This is a genomic window from Tomitella fengzijianii, from assembly GCF_007559025.1.
GTDB lineage: Bacteria > Actinomycetota > Actinomycetes > Mycobacteriales > Mycobacteriaceae > Tomitella > Tomitella fengzijianii.
Genome location: NZ_CP041765.1, coordinates 2,774,784 through 2,790,333, shown reverse-complemented (window position 1 = coordinate 2,790,333; position 15,550 = coordinate 2,774,784). Strand labels below are relative to the sequence as shown.

Below are 15,550 nucleotides of genomic sequence, written 5' to 3'. Positions count from 1 at the left end.
GTCCCCATCGGTTCAGAAGTAGCCTTGGCGTTTGCGGTCTTCCATCGCGGCCTCGGAGACCCGGTCGTCGCCGCGCGTCGCACCGCGCTCGGTGAGGCGGCTGACCGTGAGCTCGTCGAGGATGGCCTGGTTGTCCGCGGCGTCGGAGAGCACGGCGCCGGTGGTGGAGCCGTCGCCCACGGTGCGGTACCGCACCGAGCGGGTCTCCAGCTCCTGTCCGTCGCCGGGACCGCCCCACGGTCCGGGCGTCATCCACATGCCGTCGCGATTGAACACGGACCGCTCGTGCGCGTAGTACAGCGACGCCAGCTCGATGTCCTCCCGCGCGATGTAGCGCCAGATGTCGAGCTCGGTGAAGTTGCTCAGCGGGAACACGCGCACATGCTCGCCGGGGGCGTGCCTGCCGTTGTAGAGGTTCCACAGCTCGGGGCGCTGGCGCTTGGGGTCCCACTGCCCGAAGGCGTCCCGCAGGCTGAAGATGCGCTCCTTGGCGCGGGCCCTCTCCTCATCGCGCCGGGCGCCGCCGAAGACCGCGTCGAACCGGTTGTCGCCGATCGCGTCCAGCAGGGGCTGGATCTGCAGCGGGTTGCGGATGCCGTCGGCACGCTCCTGCAGCCGGCCGTCGGCCAGGTAGTCCTCCACGCTGGCGACGACGAGACGCAGGCCGTGCCTCTGCACGAGGCGGTCCCGGAACTCGAGAACCTCCGGCAGGTTGTGCCCGGTGTCCACGTGCAGCACCGGGAACGGCATCGGCGCCGGCCAGAAGGCCTTGATGGCCAGGTGCAGCAGCACCGTGGAGTCCTTGCCGCCGGAGAACATGATGACGGGGCGCTCGAACTCGCCGGCCACCTCGCGGAAGATGTGGATCGCCTCGGACTCCAGCGCGGTGAGCGTGTCGAAATCCGCGGGGGTGGTCCGCCCGGCGAACAGTGCGTCGATGTCCGAGGCCGTCCCGGTGGTGAACTGGTCTGTCAGATCGATGGTCATGATGAGTGCAACCCGCATTCCGTCTTGGTCGAACCGGCCCACCGCCCGCTGCGCGGGTCGGATCCGGGGAGTGGTTTCGCGGTGCACGGCGCGCACCCGATCGACGGGTACCCGTCGAACACGAGCGGATTGACCAGCACCCCGCGGTCGTCGATGTACTGCTGGAACCTGTCGTCGTCCCATGCGACGATCGGGTTGATCTTCACCAGCCCGAAGCCCTCGTCGAACGAGATCGCGGGGGCCTGCGCCCGAGTCGGCGATTCGACGCGCCGGATGCCGGTCACCCAGGCGTCGTAGCCGGCGAGCGTGTTCTTCAGCGGCACCACCTTGCGCAGCCCGCAGCAGCGGCCGGGATCCCGGGCGAACAGGTCCTTGCCCTCGGCGGCATCCTGCTCGGCCACCGACGCCTCCGCCCTGGCCTCGACCAGGTTCACGTCGTAGGTGGAGACGACGGCGTCGCGCGTGCCCAGCGTCTCGGCGAAGTGGTACCCGGTCTCGAGGAAGAGGACGTCCACGCCCGGCTTGGCGCGCGCAGCCAGGTCCACGAGGACGGCGTCCTGCATGTTGGAGGCGACGATGAAACCGTCGCCGAACTGCTCCGCGGTCCAGGCGAGCAGCGCCGCGGGGTCGGTCTCGTCGAGGTTCCCGCCCTCCACGAGAGCCGCGCCCCGTCCGGCGATGTTCCGCAGCTCGTCGGTGTCCCGAAGGCGCTCGTGCACAACCGTGCTCATCGCAGATCCTCCTCGTCCGCCCGCGCCACCCACTGCGCGAAGCGTTCGCCCTCGGCGCGCTGCGCGATGAAGTTGCGCATGACGCGCTCGATGTAGTCGCCGAGCTCGCTCGAGAGCACCTTGTGCTGGCGCACCTTGCGGCCGAAGCCGAGGTCTTCGCCCAGGCTGCCGCCCAGGTGCACCTGGAAGCCCTCGGCCTTGGTGCCGTCGGGCTGCTCGATCAGCTGGCCCTTGAATCCGATGTCCGCGGTCTGGATGCGCGCGCACGAGTTGGGGCAGCCGTTGAGGTGCACCGTCACCGGCACGTCCAACTGGGAGTTGAGGTCGGCCATGCGCTCCTCGAGCTCCGGCAGCAGCGAGATGGCGCGGCGTCGGGTCTCGACGAAGGCGAGCTTGCAGTACTCCAGGCCGGTGCAGGTCATGATGCTGCGGCGCCACGGCGTGGGGTCGGTGGGCAGGCCGATGCGCTCCATGTCGGCGACGAGCTGATCGACCTTGTCGTCGGCGATGTCGAGCGCGACGAGCTTCTGGTAGGGCGTGGTGCGCACCTCGGTGCCGCCGGCCCGCTCGACGGCGTCGGCGAGTTCGGCCAGCTGCGTGCCGGAGATGCGGCCGGACACCGGCGCGCCGCCCACCGCGTTGAGACCGTTCTTGAGCTTCTGCACGCCCACGTGGTCGCGGACCTTGGTCAGCGGTGTGGGCGCGGGGCCGTCGATGAGCTTCCGGTGCAGGTACTCGTTCTCGAGCACCTCGCGGACCTTCTCCGGGCCCCAGTCCTTGACCAGGAACTTGAGCCGGTTCTTGCTGCGCAGGCGCCGGTAGCCGTAGTCGCGGAACAGCTTCGTCACCGCCTCCCACACGTCGGGAACCTCGTCGAGCGGAACCCACGCGCCCAGGCGCTGCGCGAAGTGCGGCACCGTTGACAGTCCGCCGCCCACCCACAGGTCCAGGCCCGGCCCGTGTTCGGGGTGCACGACGCCGACGAACGCGATGTCATTGATCTCGTGCGGCAGGTCCTGCAGGCCCGAGACCGCGGTCTTGTACTTGCGCGGCAGGTTCGCGAACTCGGGGTCGCCGATGTAGCGGCGCACGATCTCGTCCAGCGCCGGGCTGGCGTCGAGCACCTCGTCGACGGCCAGGCCCGCCAGCGGCGAGCCCAGCATGCCGCGGGGGCAGTCGCCGCACGCGGACGTCGTCTGCATGCCGACCTCGCCGAGGCGCCGCCAGATCTCCGGGACGCTCTCGACCTCGATCCAGTGGTACTGGAAGTTCTGCCTGTTGGTGATGTCGAGCGTGTCGCGGGCGAAGTCCTTCGAGATGCCGGCGATCGTGCGCATCCGGTCCAGGTCCAGCTTCTGGCCGTCGGCGCGCACCCGCATCATGAAGTAGGGCGACTCGAGCAGGTCGGCGTTGTCGTCGCCGGTGAAGGTGCCGTCGTAGCCGGCCGTGCGCTGGGTGTAGAGGCCCATCCAACGGAAGCGCCCGCGCAGGTCGTTCGCGTCGATGCTGCTGTGGCCGAGCTCCGCGTAGAGGTCGGTGATGCGGTCGCGGACGTTCAGCGGCGCATCGTCGCGCTTGAACCGCTCCACCGGGTTCAGCGGCTCGCGGTAGCCCTTGGCCCACTGGCCCTCCGAGCGGGTCTTCTTGGGGCGCGGGCGCTTGGCCTGGGGCGCGGCGGAGTCGGACGTGCCGGGCACCGCGGTGGTGCCGGCGGCAGGAGGTTTCGGTGACATGGTGGGGCTCCCGGGTCCTCTGCACCGGTGCGGAATCCTGGGGAGCGGCGGCCGCGAAGGGGCGCCGAGGCGGCGGCGGTGCGCGGCGTCCGTGGTGATGGGGGTGCGACCGGCGGGGCGGGGCCCTGGCGTGACCGGCGGCGTACGGCATCACTCACGGGACGGCGCGGCAGAGCGCGTGACCGTGGATTGCGCACAGATGCAGAAAATGAATCGTTCAGAAAAGAGGAAAGAACGGATCAGTGCATCGAGGGCATGTGCATGCGACACATGCCGCAGGGCATACAGATGCCGCTGCAGGTGCGCTTGAGGTCGACGTGGCGACGGGCCGCCAGCAACACTCCGTTTCCGATCACGGGGGACAGTCTGCCATGGATTCCGCCGATCGCCGAATGTCCCAGGCCAGGAGAGTCCGGTCACACATGATCATGATCACGTGATCTGGAGCACACCCGGGGGGGCGGCGCGTGCGGTTTCGGGTGTGCGCGCATTCCGAGCATCTGATCCGCGGCCGCGCGCCGATTCTCGCGGCGTGTCCGTGCAACGGGTGCGCGGCTTCGGCTGCGGGTGCCCGGATGTGCGGCGCCGCCCCGGCACCGGGACACTGGAGCACGGGAACGCGGGCGGATGAAGGAGCGGATGCGCGGGTGGACACGAGCATGAGGCGCGCGCGGACCGTGCCGCTGGAGCTGCCGGACTCCGCACTACCGGATCCGGCGCTACCGGATCCGGCACGGCCGGGTGCCGGCTGGGGCGAGGGGCGCCCGTTCGGCGTGTACATCCACGTGCCGTTCTGCGCGACGCGCTGCGGTTACTGCGATTTCAACACCTACACCCCCGGCGAGCTCGGCACCTCCGCATCGCCGGAGTCCTGGGCGGAGGCGTACCGCAAGGAGATGCACGCGGCGGTCGAGCTGCTTGCGCGGCGCGGGGTGGACGCGCCCGCCGCGCAGACGGTGTTCATCGGCGGCGGCACCCCGTCGCTGCTGGGGGCGGACCGCCTCGTCGAGGTCCTCGGCGTGGTGCGCGACACCTTCGGTCTGGCCCCGGGCGCCGAGGTGACCACGGAGTCGAACCCGGAGTCCACCTCCCCACGGTTCTTCGAGCGGCTGCGCGCGGGCGGCTACACGCGCATCTCCATGGGCATGCAGTCGGCGGCCCGGCACGTGCTGGCCACGCTCGACAGGGTGCACACCCCGGGGCGCCCCGTCGACGCCGCCCGCGAGGCGTTCGCCGCGGGCTTCGAGCACGTGAACCTGGACCTGATCTACGGCACCCCGGGCGAGCGCGACGAGGACCTCGCCGCCTCCCTCGACGCCGTGCTGGATGCGGGCGTGGACCACGTCTCGGCGTACTCGCTGATCGTCGAGGAGGGCACCGCGATGGCGCGCAAGGTCCGGCGGGGCGAGCTGCCGGAGCCGGACGACGACGTGCTGGCGGCGCGCTACGAGATGGTGGACCGGCGGCTGCGGGGCGCCGGTCTGGATTGGTACGAGGTGTCGAACTGGGCGCGGCCCGGCGGCGAGTGCCGCCACAACATCGGCTACTGGGACGGCGGCGACTGGTGGGGGGCCGGCCCCGGCGCGCACAGCCACATCGGCGGGGTGCGCTGGTGGAACGTCAAGCATCCCGCCTCGTACTCGGCGGCGCTCGCGGAGCAGGTGTTGCCGGTGGCGGGCACAGAGGTGCTGGACGCGCACGACCGCCACGTGGAGCGGGTGCTGCTGACGATCAGGCTGGCTTCGGGGCTACCGCTGGCGGAGCTCACCGGGCCCGAGCGGACGGCGGCGGAGCGGGCGGCGGGGGACGGGCTGGCAGTCCTGACCGGCGACCGGCTGGTGCTCACCGACCGCGGTCGCCTGCTCGCCGATGCCGTGGTGCGCGACATCCTGGAGTGAGCCGTGGACTCCCCGCCGCGGGCGGGCCGGAGGGCGAGGCGGTCCGGCTACTCGGCCAGGTCCTCGAGGGCGAACCGCGGCGTCCCGCCGTGCTGGGCGGGCGCGGGCGCGAGCTGGTCGTAATCGAACAGCCGCGCGTGGAGCACGGGCCGGCCGCGCAGCGCGGAGCGCACCGCGCGGTGCAGGCCGTCCTCCAGGTACAGCGTCCCCTTCCACTGGATCACGTGCGGGAACAGATCGCCGTAGAAGGTCGAGTCCTCGGACAGCAGCCTGTCCAGCGCCAGCACGGTGGTGACGGTGACAAGTTCGTCCAGGCGGACTTGGCGGGGCGGGATCTTGGACCAGTCGCGTGTGGACATGCCGTGCTCGGGGTAGGGCTTGCCCTCCCGGACTCCCTTGAAGATCATCGCACCGTCCTCGCTGGTCGTCTTCGCAGAGCTGGTCGTCTTCGCGGACCGTGTCTGCTCGTGCCGGTTGTCCCGTCCTCCCCGTCCTGCGGGCGCCGAGAGCCCCGTCGAGTATGCAACAGCCATGTCGCAGGATAGTCACGAAAAGATCTCGATGCACAGGGCCTGCGTACGGAGGCGGGCGGCCGGCGGACGGCGGTACGCCCTCCGGCCCGGCCGCCGGCCGACCCCGTCCGACTAGACTGGCGGTGCGGCACGCGACCCCGCGCCGTCCCGAGTGTGAGGTCCCGAGTGTGAGGTCCCGGTGCGCAGTCCGAGTGCGGCGCCCGCCCGCGTACGCGATGGAACATTCTGCACTGTTGCAGCCAGGAGGTGGAAGTCCGGTGTCGAGCACCGAGGATCGGCGGTTCGAGGTCCTGCGGGCGATCGTCGCGGACTTCGTGTCCACCCAGGAACCGGTGGGCTCGAAGGCCCTGGTGGACCGCCACAATCTCGGCGTGTCCAGCGCGACGGTGCGCAACGACATGGCGGTTCTGGAGGCTGAGGGGTACATCACCCAACCGCACACGAGCTCGGGGCGGGTGCCCACGGACAAGGGATACCGCCAGTTCGTGGACAGGCTTTCGTCGATCAAGCCGCTGTCGCAGGCCGAGCGCCGCGGCATCGCGCAGTTCCTGGACGGAGCGGTGGACCTGGACGACGTCCTGCGCCGGGCCGTGCGGTTGCTGGCGCAGCTGACGCATCAGGTGGCCGTCGTCCAGTACCCCACGCTCAACGCCTCGTCGGTGCGGCACCTGGAGGTTGTGCAGCTGACCCCCGCGCGGTTGCTTCTGGTGCTGATCACCGACTCGGGGCGGGTGGACCAGCGCATCGTCGAGCTCGGCGACGTCATCACCGACGACGACCTCGCGGCGCTACGCGACATGTTCGTGGGCGCGTTGGCGGACAAGAAGCTCACCGACGCGTCCACCGCGGTGGCGGAGCTGCCGGACACGGCGCCCACGCACCTGCGCAACGCCGTGCTGCGCGTCGCGACGATCCTCATCGAGACCCTCGTGGACGACCCGCAGGAGCGGCTGCTGCTCGGGGGCACCGCCAACCTCACGCGCAACGTGCAGGATTTCGCCCCGGGGGCGGGGTTCCCGGGGTCGCTGCGGTCGGTGCTCGAGGCGCTCGAGGAACAAGTGGTCATGCTGCGCTTGTTGGAATCAGCGCATGACAACGGGCGGGTGCTGGTGCGGATCGGCGAAGAGACCAACGTCGAGGAGATCCGCGGCACCTCCGTCGTGACCACCGGATACGGCGCCGCAGGCACGACGTTCGGCGGAATGGGGGTCCTGGGTCCCACCCGTATGGACTATCCGGGGACAATGGCTGCGGTGGCCGCGGTCGCCAGGTATGTGGGCGAGGCCATCGCCGGACGGTGACGGGCGGCCCCGCGGCGGGCCGGCCGGTGCGGGCCGGCGCATGACAAGAGTTTCGATCAGGTGAGGACTGGACTGGACGTGGCACGGGACTACTACGCGATTCTGGGCGTGGACAAGAACGCGAGCGACCAGGAGCTCAAGCGGGCCTACCGCAAGCTCGCGCGCGAACTGCACCCGGACGTCAACCCCGACGAGGCCGCGCAGGCGCGGTTCCGCGAGGTGACCGCGGCCTACGAGGTCCTCACCGACCCCGAGAAGCGGCGCATCGTCGACATGGGCGGCGATCCGATGGAGTCCGCGGGCGCGGGCGGCTTCGGCGGCGGCGGCGGTTTCGGCGGCTTCGGCGGCGGCGGCCTCGGCGACGTGTTCGAGGCGTTCTTCGGCGGAGCCGCGGGCGGCGGCGGGCAGGGGCCGCGCAGCCGTGTCCAGCCCGGTTCGGACGCGCTGCTGAACATGTCGCTGACCTTGGAGGAGTGCGCCACCGGGCTCACCCGCGAGATCACCGTGGACACCGCGGTGCTGTGCGACGTGTGCAGCGGCAAGGGCACCAACGGCGACAGCAAGCCCACCCGCTGCGGCACATGCGGCGGGGCGGGGCAGGTGCAGTCCGTGCAGCGCTCGTTCCTGGGCCAGATGGTGACGATGCGCACGTGCCCCAGCTGCCGCGGAGTCGGCGAGATCATCGCCGACCCGTGCCGCAAGTGCAGTGGCGACGGGCGCGTCCGCACGCGGCGCGAGATCACCATCAAAGTGCCGGCGGGCGTGGGCGACGGCATGCGCATCCGGCTGGCCGCCCAGGGCGAGGTGGGCCCGGGCGGCGGCCCGGCGGGCGACCTCTACGTGGAGGTCGACGAGAAGCCGCACGACGTCTTCGTCCGCGAGGACGAGCACCTGCATTGCACGGTGCGCGTGCCCATGGCCGACGCGGCGCTGGGCACCACGATGCAGCTCGAGACGTTGATCGACGGTCCCGTGGAGATGGACATCGCGGCGGGGACGCAGCCGGGGCAGACCGTCCGCATGCAGGGGCTGGGCATGCCGCGGCTGCGCTCGAACCAGCGCGGTGACCTGGTCGTGCATCTGGAGGTCGTCGTGCCGTCGCACTTGGACGGCAAGCAGACGGAGGCCCTCGCGGCGTTCCGCGAGGCGGTCGGGGCCGACGGGCCGGAGATCGTCAGCTCCCGCAGCCAGAACGGCGCGGGCCTGTTCTCCCGGCTCCGCGACGTGTTCTCAGGCCGCTGATCCGGTGGCGGGCGCCGTCTTCTACGTCGACAGCCTGCCCGCCGAGGGCGGCCGGCTGACGCTCGACGGTCCGGAGGGGCGGCACGCGGCGACGGTGCGGCGCTTCGGCCCCGGGGACAGGCTGCTGCTGTCGGACACCCGGGGCACGGTCGCACAGTGCGTGGTGGACGGGGCGTCCCGGGATGCCCTCGATCTGCGTTGCGAACGCGCGCGCACCGTCGAGCCGGCATACCCCCGTGTGACGGTGGTGCAGGCGCTGCCCAAGTCCGAGCGCGCGGAGCTCGCCGTCGACCTGGCCACGGAGGCGGGGGCGGACGCGATCGTGCCGTGGGCCGCCGCGCGGTGCGTGGCCCGGTGGAAGTCGGAGGACAAGGAACGCAAGGCGCTGGCCAAGTGGGCGACGACGGCCAGGGCAGCGGCCAAGCAGGCCCGCCGGCCGCGCCTGCCCGACGTCGAGCCTCTGCACGACACTCCTGCGCTCGTGCGCCGGGTGCGGGACGCCACCGCCGCCGGCGGACTGGTGATGGTGCTGCACGAGTCGGCCACCGGCACTCTGCCGGGGGAGGCGATCGCGGCAGCGGGCGACGTGACGCTGATCGTCGGCCCCGAGGGCGGGGTGGATGGCGCGGAGATCGCGGCCCTCACCGAGGCGGGCGCGCAGCCGGTCCGGCTGGGCCCGGAGGTGTTGCGGACCTCCGCGGCGGCGGCGGTGGCGTTGGGGGCGATTGGCGTTCTCACTCACAGGTGGGACGGCTCTCCTCTCGAATCCGGCGATTGAGGCGGTAGACTGGGAGTGGCAGCGGTGCCGCCCGACTCCAGCTTGACGGCCCAAGCTCGAATACCCCGGTCCCGGCACTCCGGCCCCGACACCCTTTCGATCGAAAGCAGGACGCATCAACCCCGTGACCGACAAGAGCAATCCTGTGACAGCACGACCGGCCGCTTCGGACACGGTGCGAACCACGGTGACGGTGCATCCGGATTCCATCCGTCCGCTGCTGGGCACTGCCGACCGCAATCTGCGGGTCCTCGAGGAAGGGCTGGCGGCGGACGTCCATGTTCGCGGCACGGACATCACGTTGACCGGGACCGACGACGCGGTGGCGCTCGGGCAGCGGGCGATCTCGGAGCTGGTGCGCATCAGCCGCTCGGGGCAGCAGATCACGCCGGAGACGGTGCGGCGGACGGTCGGCATGCTCTCGGAGGGCGCCCCGGAGTCGCCGGCGGAGGTCCTCAGTCTCGACATCCTCTCGCGGCGCGGCAAGACGATCCGCCCCAAGACGCTGGGGCAGAAGCGCTATGTCGATGCGATCGACGCGAACACCATCGTCTTCGGCATCGGCCCGGCGGGTACCGGCAAGACGTACCTGGCGATGGCGAAGGCGGTCAGCGCGCTGCAGTCCAAGCAGGTCAACCGCATCATCCTGACGCGGCCGGCCGTGGAGGCCGGCGAACGGCTGGGGTTCCTTCCGGGGACGCTCAACGAGAAGATCGACCCGTACCTGCGGCCGCTGTACGACGCGCTGCACGACATGATGGCGCCGGAGGCGATCCCCAAGCTCATGGAGGCCGGGATCATCGAGGTGGCGCCGCTGGCCTACATGCGCGGTCGCACGCTCAACGACGCCTTCATCATCCTCGACGAGGCCCAGAACACCACCGCCGAGCAGATGAAGATGTTCCTGACCCGCCTGGGCTTCGGCTCCAAGGTGGTGGTGACCGGTGACGTGACGCAGGTGGACCTGCCCGGCGGGGCTCGCTCCGGGCTGCGGGCCGCCGAGCAGATCCTCGGCGGCATCGACGACATCCACTTCACCCAATTGACCAGCCAGGACGTGGTGCGTCATCGCTTGGTGTCGGACATCGTCGACGCGTACGAACGCTTCGAGAACGACGAGTCGGCCACCGCCGACTTCGCGGGCAACAGGGCACAGCGGCGGGCAGGCCAGGGGCGCCACGCCTCGCCGCGGCGATGAGGCACGCGTGGACGGACGCGCGCCGGAGGACGAGCAGCGACAGGTGGACGGTGGAAGTGAGTTCCCGACGGTGAGCATCGAGGTGGCCAACGAGTCCGGCTGGGACGTCGACGAGGCCGGTCTGATCGACGTGGCCGGGTATGCGCTCGCGCGCATGGACGTGCACCCTGCCGCGGAGCTGTCGATGACGATGGTGGACATCGCCACGATGGCCGACCTGCACGTGCGGTGGATGGACCTGCCCGGGCCCACCGACGTCATGTCGTTCCCCATGGACGAGATGACCCCGGGCGGCCGGCCCGACGCCACCGAGCCCGGGCCCGCGGTGCTGGGCGACATCGTGCTGTGTCCGGAGTTCGCCGACGGCCAGGCGCGTGAGGCCGGTCATCCCGTGGAGCACGAGTTGGCGTTGCTGACCGTGCACGGGGTACTGCACCTGCTGGGCTACGACCACGCGGAGCCGGAGGAGGAGCGCGAGATGTTCGCGCTGCAGGCCGAGCTCCTGAACGGCTGGTACCGGGAGCAGGAGGACTCCGCCCGGCGGGTCGCCCTCGCCGAACGGGACAGCCGGCTGCTGGGGCGCATGGGCTTCCTGGCCGCCGAGGAGGCCGACAGCGGCTCGGCGACCGGCGACGGGCCTGAGGGCGGGGACGCGACCGGCGGAGCCGGGGCGCGGGGCCGGGCCTGACGGTGGACGCCGACATCATCGTCCTCCTCGTCTGCATCGTCGCGCTCATCCCGCTGGGAGGCGTGTTCACCGCGCTCGACGCCGCGATCATGTCCATCTCCCCGGCGCGCCTGGACGAGCTCGTCAAAGACGAGCGGCCCGGCGCGGCGCGGCTGCAGCGGGTCGTGGCCGTCCGCCCCCGCTACATCAACCTGCTGGTGCTGCTGCGCATCGTCTGCGAGATCGCGGCCACGGTCATGCTCGCCGCGGTGTTGATCGACGCCATGTCGCAGTTGTGGGCGCTGGTGACGGCCGCCGCGGTCATGGTCGTGCTCAGCTACGTCGTGATCGGCGCGGGGCCGCGCACCCTGGGGCGGCAGCACGCCTACTCCATCGCGCTCGCATCGTCGCTTCCGCTGCAGTGGCTGGGCACGCTGCTGCACCCGATCAGCCGGCTGCTGATCGTGCTCGGCAATGCCATCACGCCGGGCGGCGGCTTCCGGCAGGGGCCGTTCGCCACCGAGATCGAGTTGCGTGAGCTGGTGGACATGGCCCAGGAGCGCGGCGTGGTGGCGGACGAGGAGCGCCGGATGATCCAGTCGGTCTTCGACCTGGGCGACACCCCGGCGCGGGAGGTCATGGTCCCGCGCACGGACATGGTGTGGATAGAGCGGTTCAAGTCGGCGGGGCAGGCGACCTCGCTGGCAGTGCGCAGCGGGCACTCGCGGATCCCGGTGATCGGCGACAGCGCCGACGACGTGCTGGGTGTCGTCTACCTCAAGGACCTCGTCACCCGCACCTACTATTCCGTGGACGGCGGGCGGAGCGTCACCGTGGGCGAGCTGATGCGCCCCGCGGTCTTCGCTCCGGACTCCAAGCGGCTCGACGGACTGCTGGACGACATGCAGCGCAGCCGCAACCACATGACGATGCTGGTCGACGAGTACGGCGGGATCTCCGGGCTCGTCACCATCGAGGACGTGCTCGAGGAGATCGTCGGCGAGATCGCGGACGAGTACGACCAGGCGGAGACGCCGCCGGTGGCGGAGCTGGACGACGGGCGGTTCCGGGTGTCGGCCCGGCTGCCGTTGGACGACCTGGGCGAGCTGTTCGGCGTCGACTTGGAGGATCCGGAGGTGGACACGGCCGGGGGGTTGCTGGCGCATGCCCTGGGACGCGTCCCGCTGCCGGGTTCCACGGTGCGCACCGGCGGGCTGATCCTGACGGGGGAGGGCGGCACCAATCCGCGCGGTCGCATCCGGATCAGCACCGTGCTGGCCGCGCGCGACCCCGACTCCGTCCCCGCCGAGCACGTCGGCGGGGACCACCAGAAAGACGGCGGCCACGGCCGTCCCGAATCCGAAGACATGACGGAAGGTCCAGGCGATGGGCGATAAGGATCGGCGGCACGGCGAGGGCGCGGCGGAGTTCCGCTCGGGGTTCGTGTGCTTCGTGGGACGGCCGAACACCGGCAAATCGACGCTGACCAACGCGCTGGTCGGTTCCAAGGTGGCGATCACGTCGAACCGGCCGCAGACCACGCGGCACACCATCCGCGGCATCGTCAACACCGCAGGCGCCCAGCTGGTCCTGGTGGACACACCCGGGCTGCACCGGCCGCGGACGCTGCTGGGCAAGCGGCTCAACGACCTGGTGCACGAGACCTACGCCGAGGTGGACGTCATCGGGATGTGCGTGCCCGCGGACGAGAAGATCGGTCCCGGCGATCGGTGGATCCTCGAGCAGGTCCGCGCGTCCGCGCCGCGCACACGCATCATCGGCATCGTCACGAAGATCGACAAGGTGGGGCGCGACCGGGTGGCCGCGCAGCTGGTGGCGCTCTCGGACCTGCTCGGTGGCGACGCCGACGTGGTCCCCGTCTCGGCGTCCTCCGGCGAGCAGCTCGAGGTGCTGCGCGACGTGCTCATCGGCGCCATGGAACCCGGCCCCGCGTTCTACCCGGACGGCGAGCTCACCGACGAGCCCGAGACCACGCTGATGGCCGAGCTCATCCGCGAGGCCGCGCTGGAGGGCGTGCGCGACGAGCTTCCGCACTCGCTGGCGGTGGCGATCGAGGAGATCATCCCCCGCGAGGGCCGCCGGCCAGAGCAGGGCGAGCTGCTCGACGTCCACGCCATCCTGTACGTGGAGCGGCAGAGCCAGAAGGGGATCGTCATCGGGCGCGGCGGCGCGCGGCTGCGCGAGGTGGGCACCGCGGCCCGGGCCCAGATCGAGGCGCTCCTGGGCACGAAGATCTACCTGGACCTGCACGTGAAGGTGGCCAAGGACTGGCAGCGCGACCCCAAGCAGCTGAGCAAGCTGGGGTTCTGACTGAACCCGCCGGGCCTGCCGTCAGGTCGTCAGCAGCAGCATCAGCGCCTCGCCCACCCGGCGCCCGGGCTCGCCCGTGGCGAGTCGTCGGAGCTGCAGCCCGGTGATCATGCCCACGACGGCGGGGGCGAGATCCTCCGGGTCCGGTAGGCCCAGCGCGGCCAGGACGGTCACCGCGAGGCCGTCGTACGCGGAGAAGCACGCGGCGGCCGCGTCGCGCAGCGCGGGATCGCGGCCGGCCTGCACGTACAGCTCGAACGAGGCGACCTGCTCGGCGGTGAACGCCAGGCCCTCGGCGACCTCCGAGACCAGCTTCGTCGCCTCCGTGAGATCCGGCGCCGCACCGTCGGCGAATCGGCGGCCGTAGGTCTGCGCCAGGTCCCCCAGCCGGCGGGACTCCTCGTCGACGAACCGCAGCAGGGCCTCGCGCAGCATGTCGGTGCGGGAGGCGAAGTGGTACGTGATCGACCCGAGCGAGACCCCGGCCTCCAGGGCGATCCGCCGGTTGGTGACCGCGGGGATGCCCGCGACGCCGATGACGCCGAGCACCGAGGCGAGGATGCGGTCACGGGCGGACGCGGCGGGGAAGGGGCCCGCCGGGGAGGCCCCCGCGGTGTCGGGCCCCGTCACCACCAGCGGTCCGGGGCGGCACGGTGCCACTGCAGCTCCGACTCGAGCTGCGCGGCGACGCTCACCAGCAGGGGTTCGCTGCCGGTGTGGCCCATCAACTGCGCGCCCATCGGCAGCCCGTCGTCGGTGAATCCGGCGGGCACGTTCACCGCCGGCCAGCCGAGGACGTTCCAGGGCCAGGTCATCGGGCAGAAGGCGGTGATGGCCTTGTCCGTGTCCCAGCCGCCCAGGCCGTCGATGGCGTCCGCGGGGTAAGGCGGCGTCGCGGTGGTGGGGGCCAGCACCACGTCGACCCTGTCGAATACCTTCCCGATGCGCCGGCGGATGCGTGGCTCGGCCTTGCGCGCGGCGGCAAGCGGAAGGCCGCCGAGCAGGCGCCCGTTCCTGGCGTTGCCGAGCGTCCTCGCATCGAGGACGGACGGGTCGGGGAACCGGCGGCTCCACTGCTCGAGGCCCGCCATCGAGCGGGGCAGGAAGTTCAGGCCCAACAGGACGCCGTACCGGGGGCCGTCGAGCACCACGTCGTGCCCGAGCCGGACGAGGGCGTTGGCGACCCGCTCGGTCGCGGCCACGACTCGCGGGTCCAAAGCGACCGGGGTGGCGGTGAAGGGGGAGTCGAAAGACAGCCCGATGCGCAGGCGGCCCGGGTCGCGTCCCACCCACTCGGAGGTGGAGACGGGCGACGGGCGGTGCGCGTCGCGCGGGTGACCGCCGGACAGCGTGTCCAGCAGCAGCGCGGCGTCGGCGACGGTGTGCGCGAGCGGCCCCAGGACGGTGAGCCCGTGGAACTGCTCCGCCTCGGGGAACGAGGGGATCCGCCCGCGCTGCGGCTTGATTCCCACGAGGTTGGTGCACGCGGCGGGGATGCGCACCGACCCGGCGCCGTCGGACCCCATGGCCGCGGGCACGATGCCGGCGGCGACTGCGGCGGAGCTGCCGCCGGACGACCCGCCGGGCGTGCTGTCGGGGCTCCACGGGTTGCGGGTGACCCCGAACCGGCCGGTGGTGAACGGCCATTGGCCCAGCTCCGGCGAGTTGGTCTTGCCGATGATGATCGCGCCGGAACCCTTGAGCCTGCGCACCATCTCCGAGTCGGCGGCGGCGGGTGCCCGGCCGGAGTCGTCGCAGCCGAACGCGGTGGGCAGCCCGGCGATGTCGACGTCGTCCTTCATCGCTACCGGAACGCCCAGGAGCGGGGAGTCCTCGCCGCGTGCGCGGCGCGCGTCCGCCTCCGCCGCCTCCGCCAGGGCGTGCTCGCGCCGGAAGTAGCGGAACGCGTTGAGGGTGGGCTGTGCCGCCTCGGCCGCGTCGAGCGCGCGGGTGACGAGCTCGACGGATGTGGTGGACCCGGCGGCGAGCGCCGAATGCAGGTCGCCGATGGTGGCCGCCGCGGGGGCGGCGGCCGGGTCCGCCGGGCTCGCGGCCGCCCTGCTCTGTTCGGTCATGGCACCTCCGTCGATGGTCGTCTGCAGCCGACGCTAGCACTGTTCGTTCGAACGAACAGTGCGTGTGGTGCCGACG

Annotated in this window: 14 protein-coding genes; 8 read left to right on the top strand and 6 right to left on the bottom strand. The window is 71.5% G+C overall.

Annotated elements, in window-relative coordinates:
* Nucleotides 1-12: 12 nt before the first annotated feature.
* From cysD to FO059_RS12715, 3 genes are read right to left on the bottom strand one after another with little or no spacing between them, the layout of a single operon-like run.
* Nucleotides 13-1,005 carry a sulfate adenylyltransferase subunit CysD gene (gene cysD / locus FO059_RS12725; RefSeq protein ID WP_143909286.1) on the bottom strand — a complete coding sequence of 331 codons (993 nt, stop codon included), beginning with the start codon at nt 1,003-1,005 and terminating at the stop codon, nt 13-15.
* Nucleotides 984-1,718, bottom strand: a complete 735-nt coding sequence (locus tag FO059_RS12720; RefSeq protein ID WP_143909284.1) for a phosphoadenylyl-sulfate reductase — start codon at nt 1,716-1,718, stop codon at nt 984-986. Before FO059_RS12720 ends, cysD begins: the two co-directional genes overlap by 22 nt.
* Entirely contained in the window at nt 1,715-3,451 is a 1,737-nt protein-coding gene (locus FO059_RS12715) for a nitrite/sulfite reductase (RefSeq protein WP_143909282.1), read from the bottom strand. Before FO059_RS12715 ends, FO059_RS12720 begins: the two co-directional genes overlap by 4 nt.
* Before the next feature lie 659 nt (nt 3,452-4,110).
* Here FO059_RS12715 and hemW point away from each other — a divergent pair.
* Nucleotides 4,111-5,349: a radical SAM family heme chaperone HemW gene (hemW, locus tag FO059_RS12710; protein WP_143910733.1), complete on the top strand. Its 1,239-nt coding sequence runs from the start codon at nt 4,111-4,113 to the stop codon at nt 5,347-5,349.
* A gap of 47 nt (nt 5,350-5,396) precedes the next feature.
* On the opposite strand, the gene FO059_RS12705 is transcribed toward hemW, so the two are convergent.
* Entirely contained in the window at nt 5,397-5,756 is a 360-nt protein-coding gene (locus FO059_RS12705; protein ID WP_143910732.1) for a type II toxin-antitoxin system VapB family antitoxin, read from the bottom strand.
* A 383-nt stretch (nt 5,757-6,139) separates the two neighbouring features.
* Here FO059_RS12705 and hrcA point away from each other — a divergent pair, with 383 nt between their 5' ends.
* From hrcA to era, 7 genes are all read left to right on the top strand, one after another.
* Nucleotides 6,140-7,183, top strand: a complete 1,044-nt coding sequence (hrcA, locus tag FO059_RS12700; RefSeq protein WP_143909279.1) for a heat-inducible transcriptional repressor HrcA — start codon at nt 6,140-6,142, stop codon at nt 7,181-7,183.
* 78 nt (nt 7,184-7,261) lie between these two features.
* Nucleotides 7,262-8,425, top strand: coding sequence for a molecular chaperone DnaJ (gene dnaJ, locus FO059_RS12695; RefSeq protein ID WP_143910731.1), 1,164 nt, complete (start codon nt 7,262-7,264; stop codon nt 8,423-8,425).
* A 4-nt stretch (nt 8,426-8,429) separates the two neighbouring features.
* Nucleotides 8,430-9,203: a 16S rRNA (uracil(1498)-N(3))-methyltransferase gene (locus FO059_RS12690; RefSeq protein ID WP_143909277.1), complete on the top strand. Its 774-nt coding sequence runs from the start codon at nt 8,430-8,432 to the stop codon at nt 9,201-9,203.
* A gap of 187 nt (nt 9,204-9,390) precedes the next feature.
* Nucleotides 9,391-10,401 carry a PhoH family protein gene (locus FO059_RS12685; RefSeq protein ID WP_408033850.1) on the top strand — a complete coding sequence of 337 codons (1,011 nt, stop codon included), beginning with the start codon at nt 9,391-9,393 and terminating at the stop codon, nt 10,399-10,401.
* A 70-nt stretch (nt 10,402-10,471) separates the two neighbouring features.
* Nucleotides 10,472-11,089, top strand: a complete 618-nt coding sequence (gene ybeY, locus FO059_RS12680; RefSeq protein ID WP_143910729.1) for an rRNA maturation RNase YbeY — start codon at nt 10,472-10,474, stop codon at nt 11,087-11,089.
* Nucleotides 11,090-11,091: 2 nt separating this feature from the next.
* A complete protein-coding gene (locus FO059_RS12675; RefSeq protein WP_168226621.1) occupies nt 11,092-12,465 on the top strand; it encodes a hemolysin family protein in 1,374 nt (457 codons plus the stop codon).
* On the top strand, nt 12,455-13,399 hold the full coding sequence (era, locus tag FO059_RS12670) for a GTPase Era (protein WP_143909275.1): 945 nt from the start codon (nt 12,455-12,457) through the stop codon (nt 13,397-13,399). The genes FO059_RS12675 and era overlap by 11 nt, the downstream gene beginning before the upstream one ends.
* Nucleotides 13,400-13,420: 21 nt before the next feature.
* Here the strand turns inward: era and FO059_RS12665 are convergent, their stop codons facing one another.
* Entirely contained in the window at nt 13,421-14,029 is a 609-nt protein-coding gene (locus tag FO059_RS12665) for a TetR/AcrR family transcriptional regulator (RefSeq protein WP_143909273.1), read from the bottom strand.
* Nucleotides 14,026-15,474, bottom strand: coding sequence for an amidase (locus FO059_RS12660; RefSeq protein ID WP_143909271.1), 1,449 nt, complete (start codon nt 15,472-15,474; stop codon nt 14,026-14,028). Before FO059_RS12660 ends, FO059_RS12665 begins: the two co-directional genes overlap by 4 nt.
* Nucleotides 15,475-15,550 lie beyond the last annotated feature (76 nt).

Excerpts from the sequence above, each read along its gene's own strand:
- hemW (WP_143910733.1), top strand. The coding sequence starts at position 4,111 with ATGAGGCGCGCGCGGACCGTGCCGCTGGAGCTGCCGGACTCCGCACTA.
- cysD (WP_143909286.1), bottom strand. The coding sequence starts at position 1,005 with ATGCGGGTTGCACTCATCATGACCATCGATCTGACAGACCAGTTCACC.
- FO059_RS12660 (WP_143909271.1), bottom strand. The coding sequence starts at position 15,474 with ATGACCGAACAGAGCAGGGCGGCCGCGAGCCCGGCGGACCCGGCCGCC.
- era (WP_143909275.1), top strand. The coding sequence starts at position 12,455 with ATGGGCGATAAGGATCGGCGGCACGGCGAGGGCGCGGCGGAGTTCCGC.
- FO059_RS12720 (WP_143909284.1), bottom strand. The coding sequence starts at position 1,718 with ATGAGCACGGTTGTGCACGAGCGCCTTCGGGACACCGACGAGCTGCGG.
- FO059_RS12705 (WP_143910732.1), bottom strand. The coding sequence starts at position 5,756 with ATGATCTTCAAGGGAGTCCGGGAGGGCAAGCCCTACCCCGAGCACGGC.
- FO059_RS12715 (WP_143909282.1), bottom strand. The coding sequence starts at position 3,451 with ATGTCACCGAAACCTCCTGCCGCCGGCACCACCGCGGTGCCCGGCACG.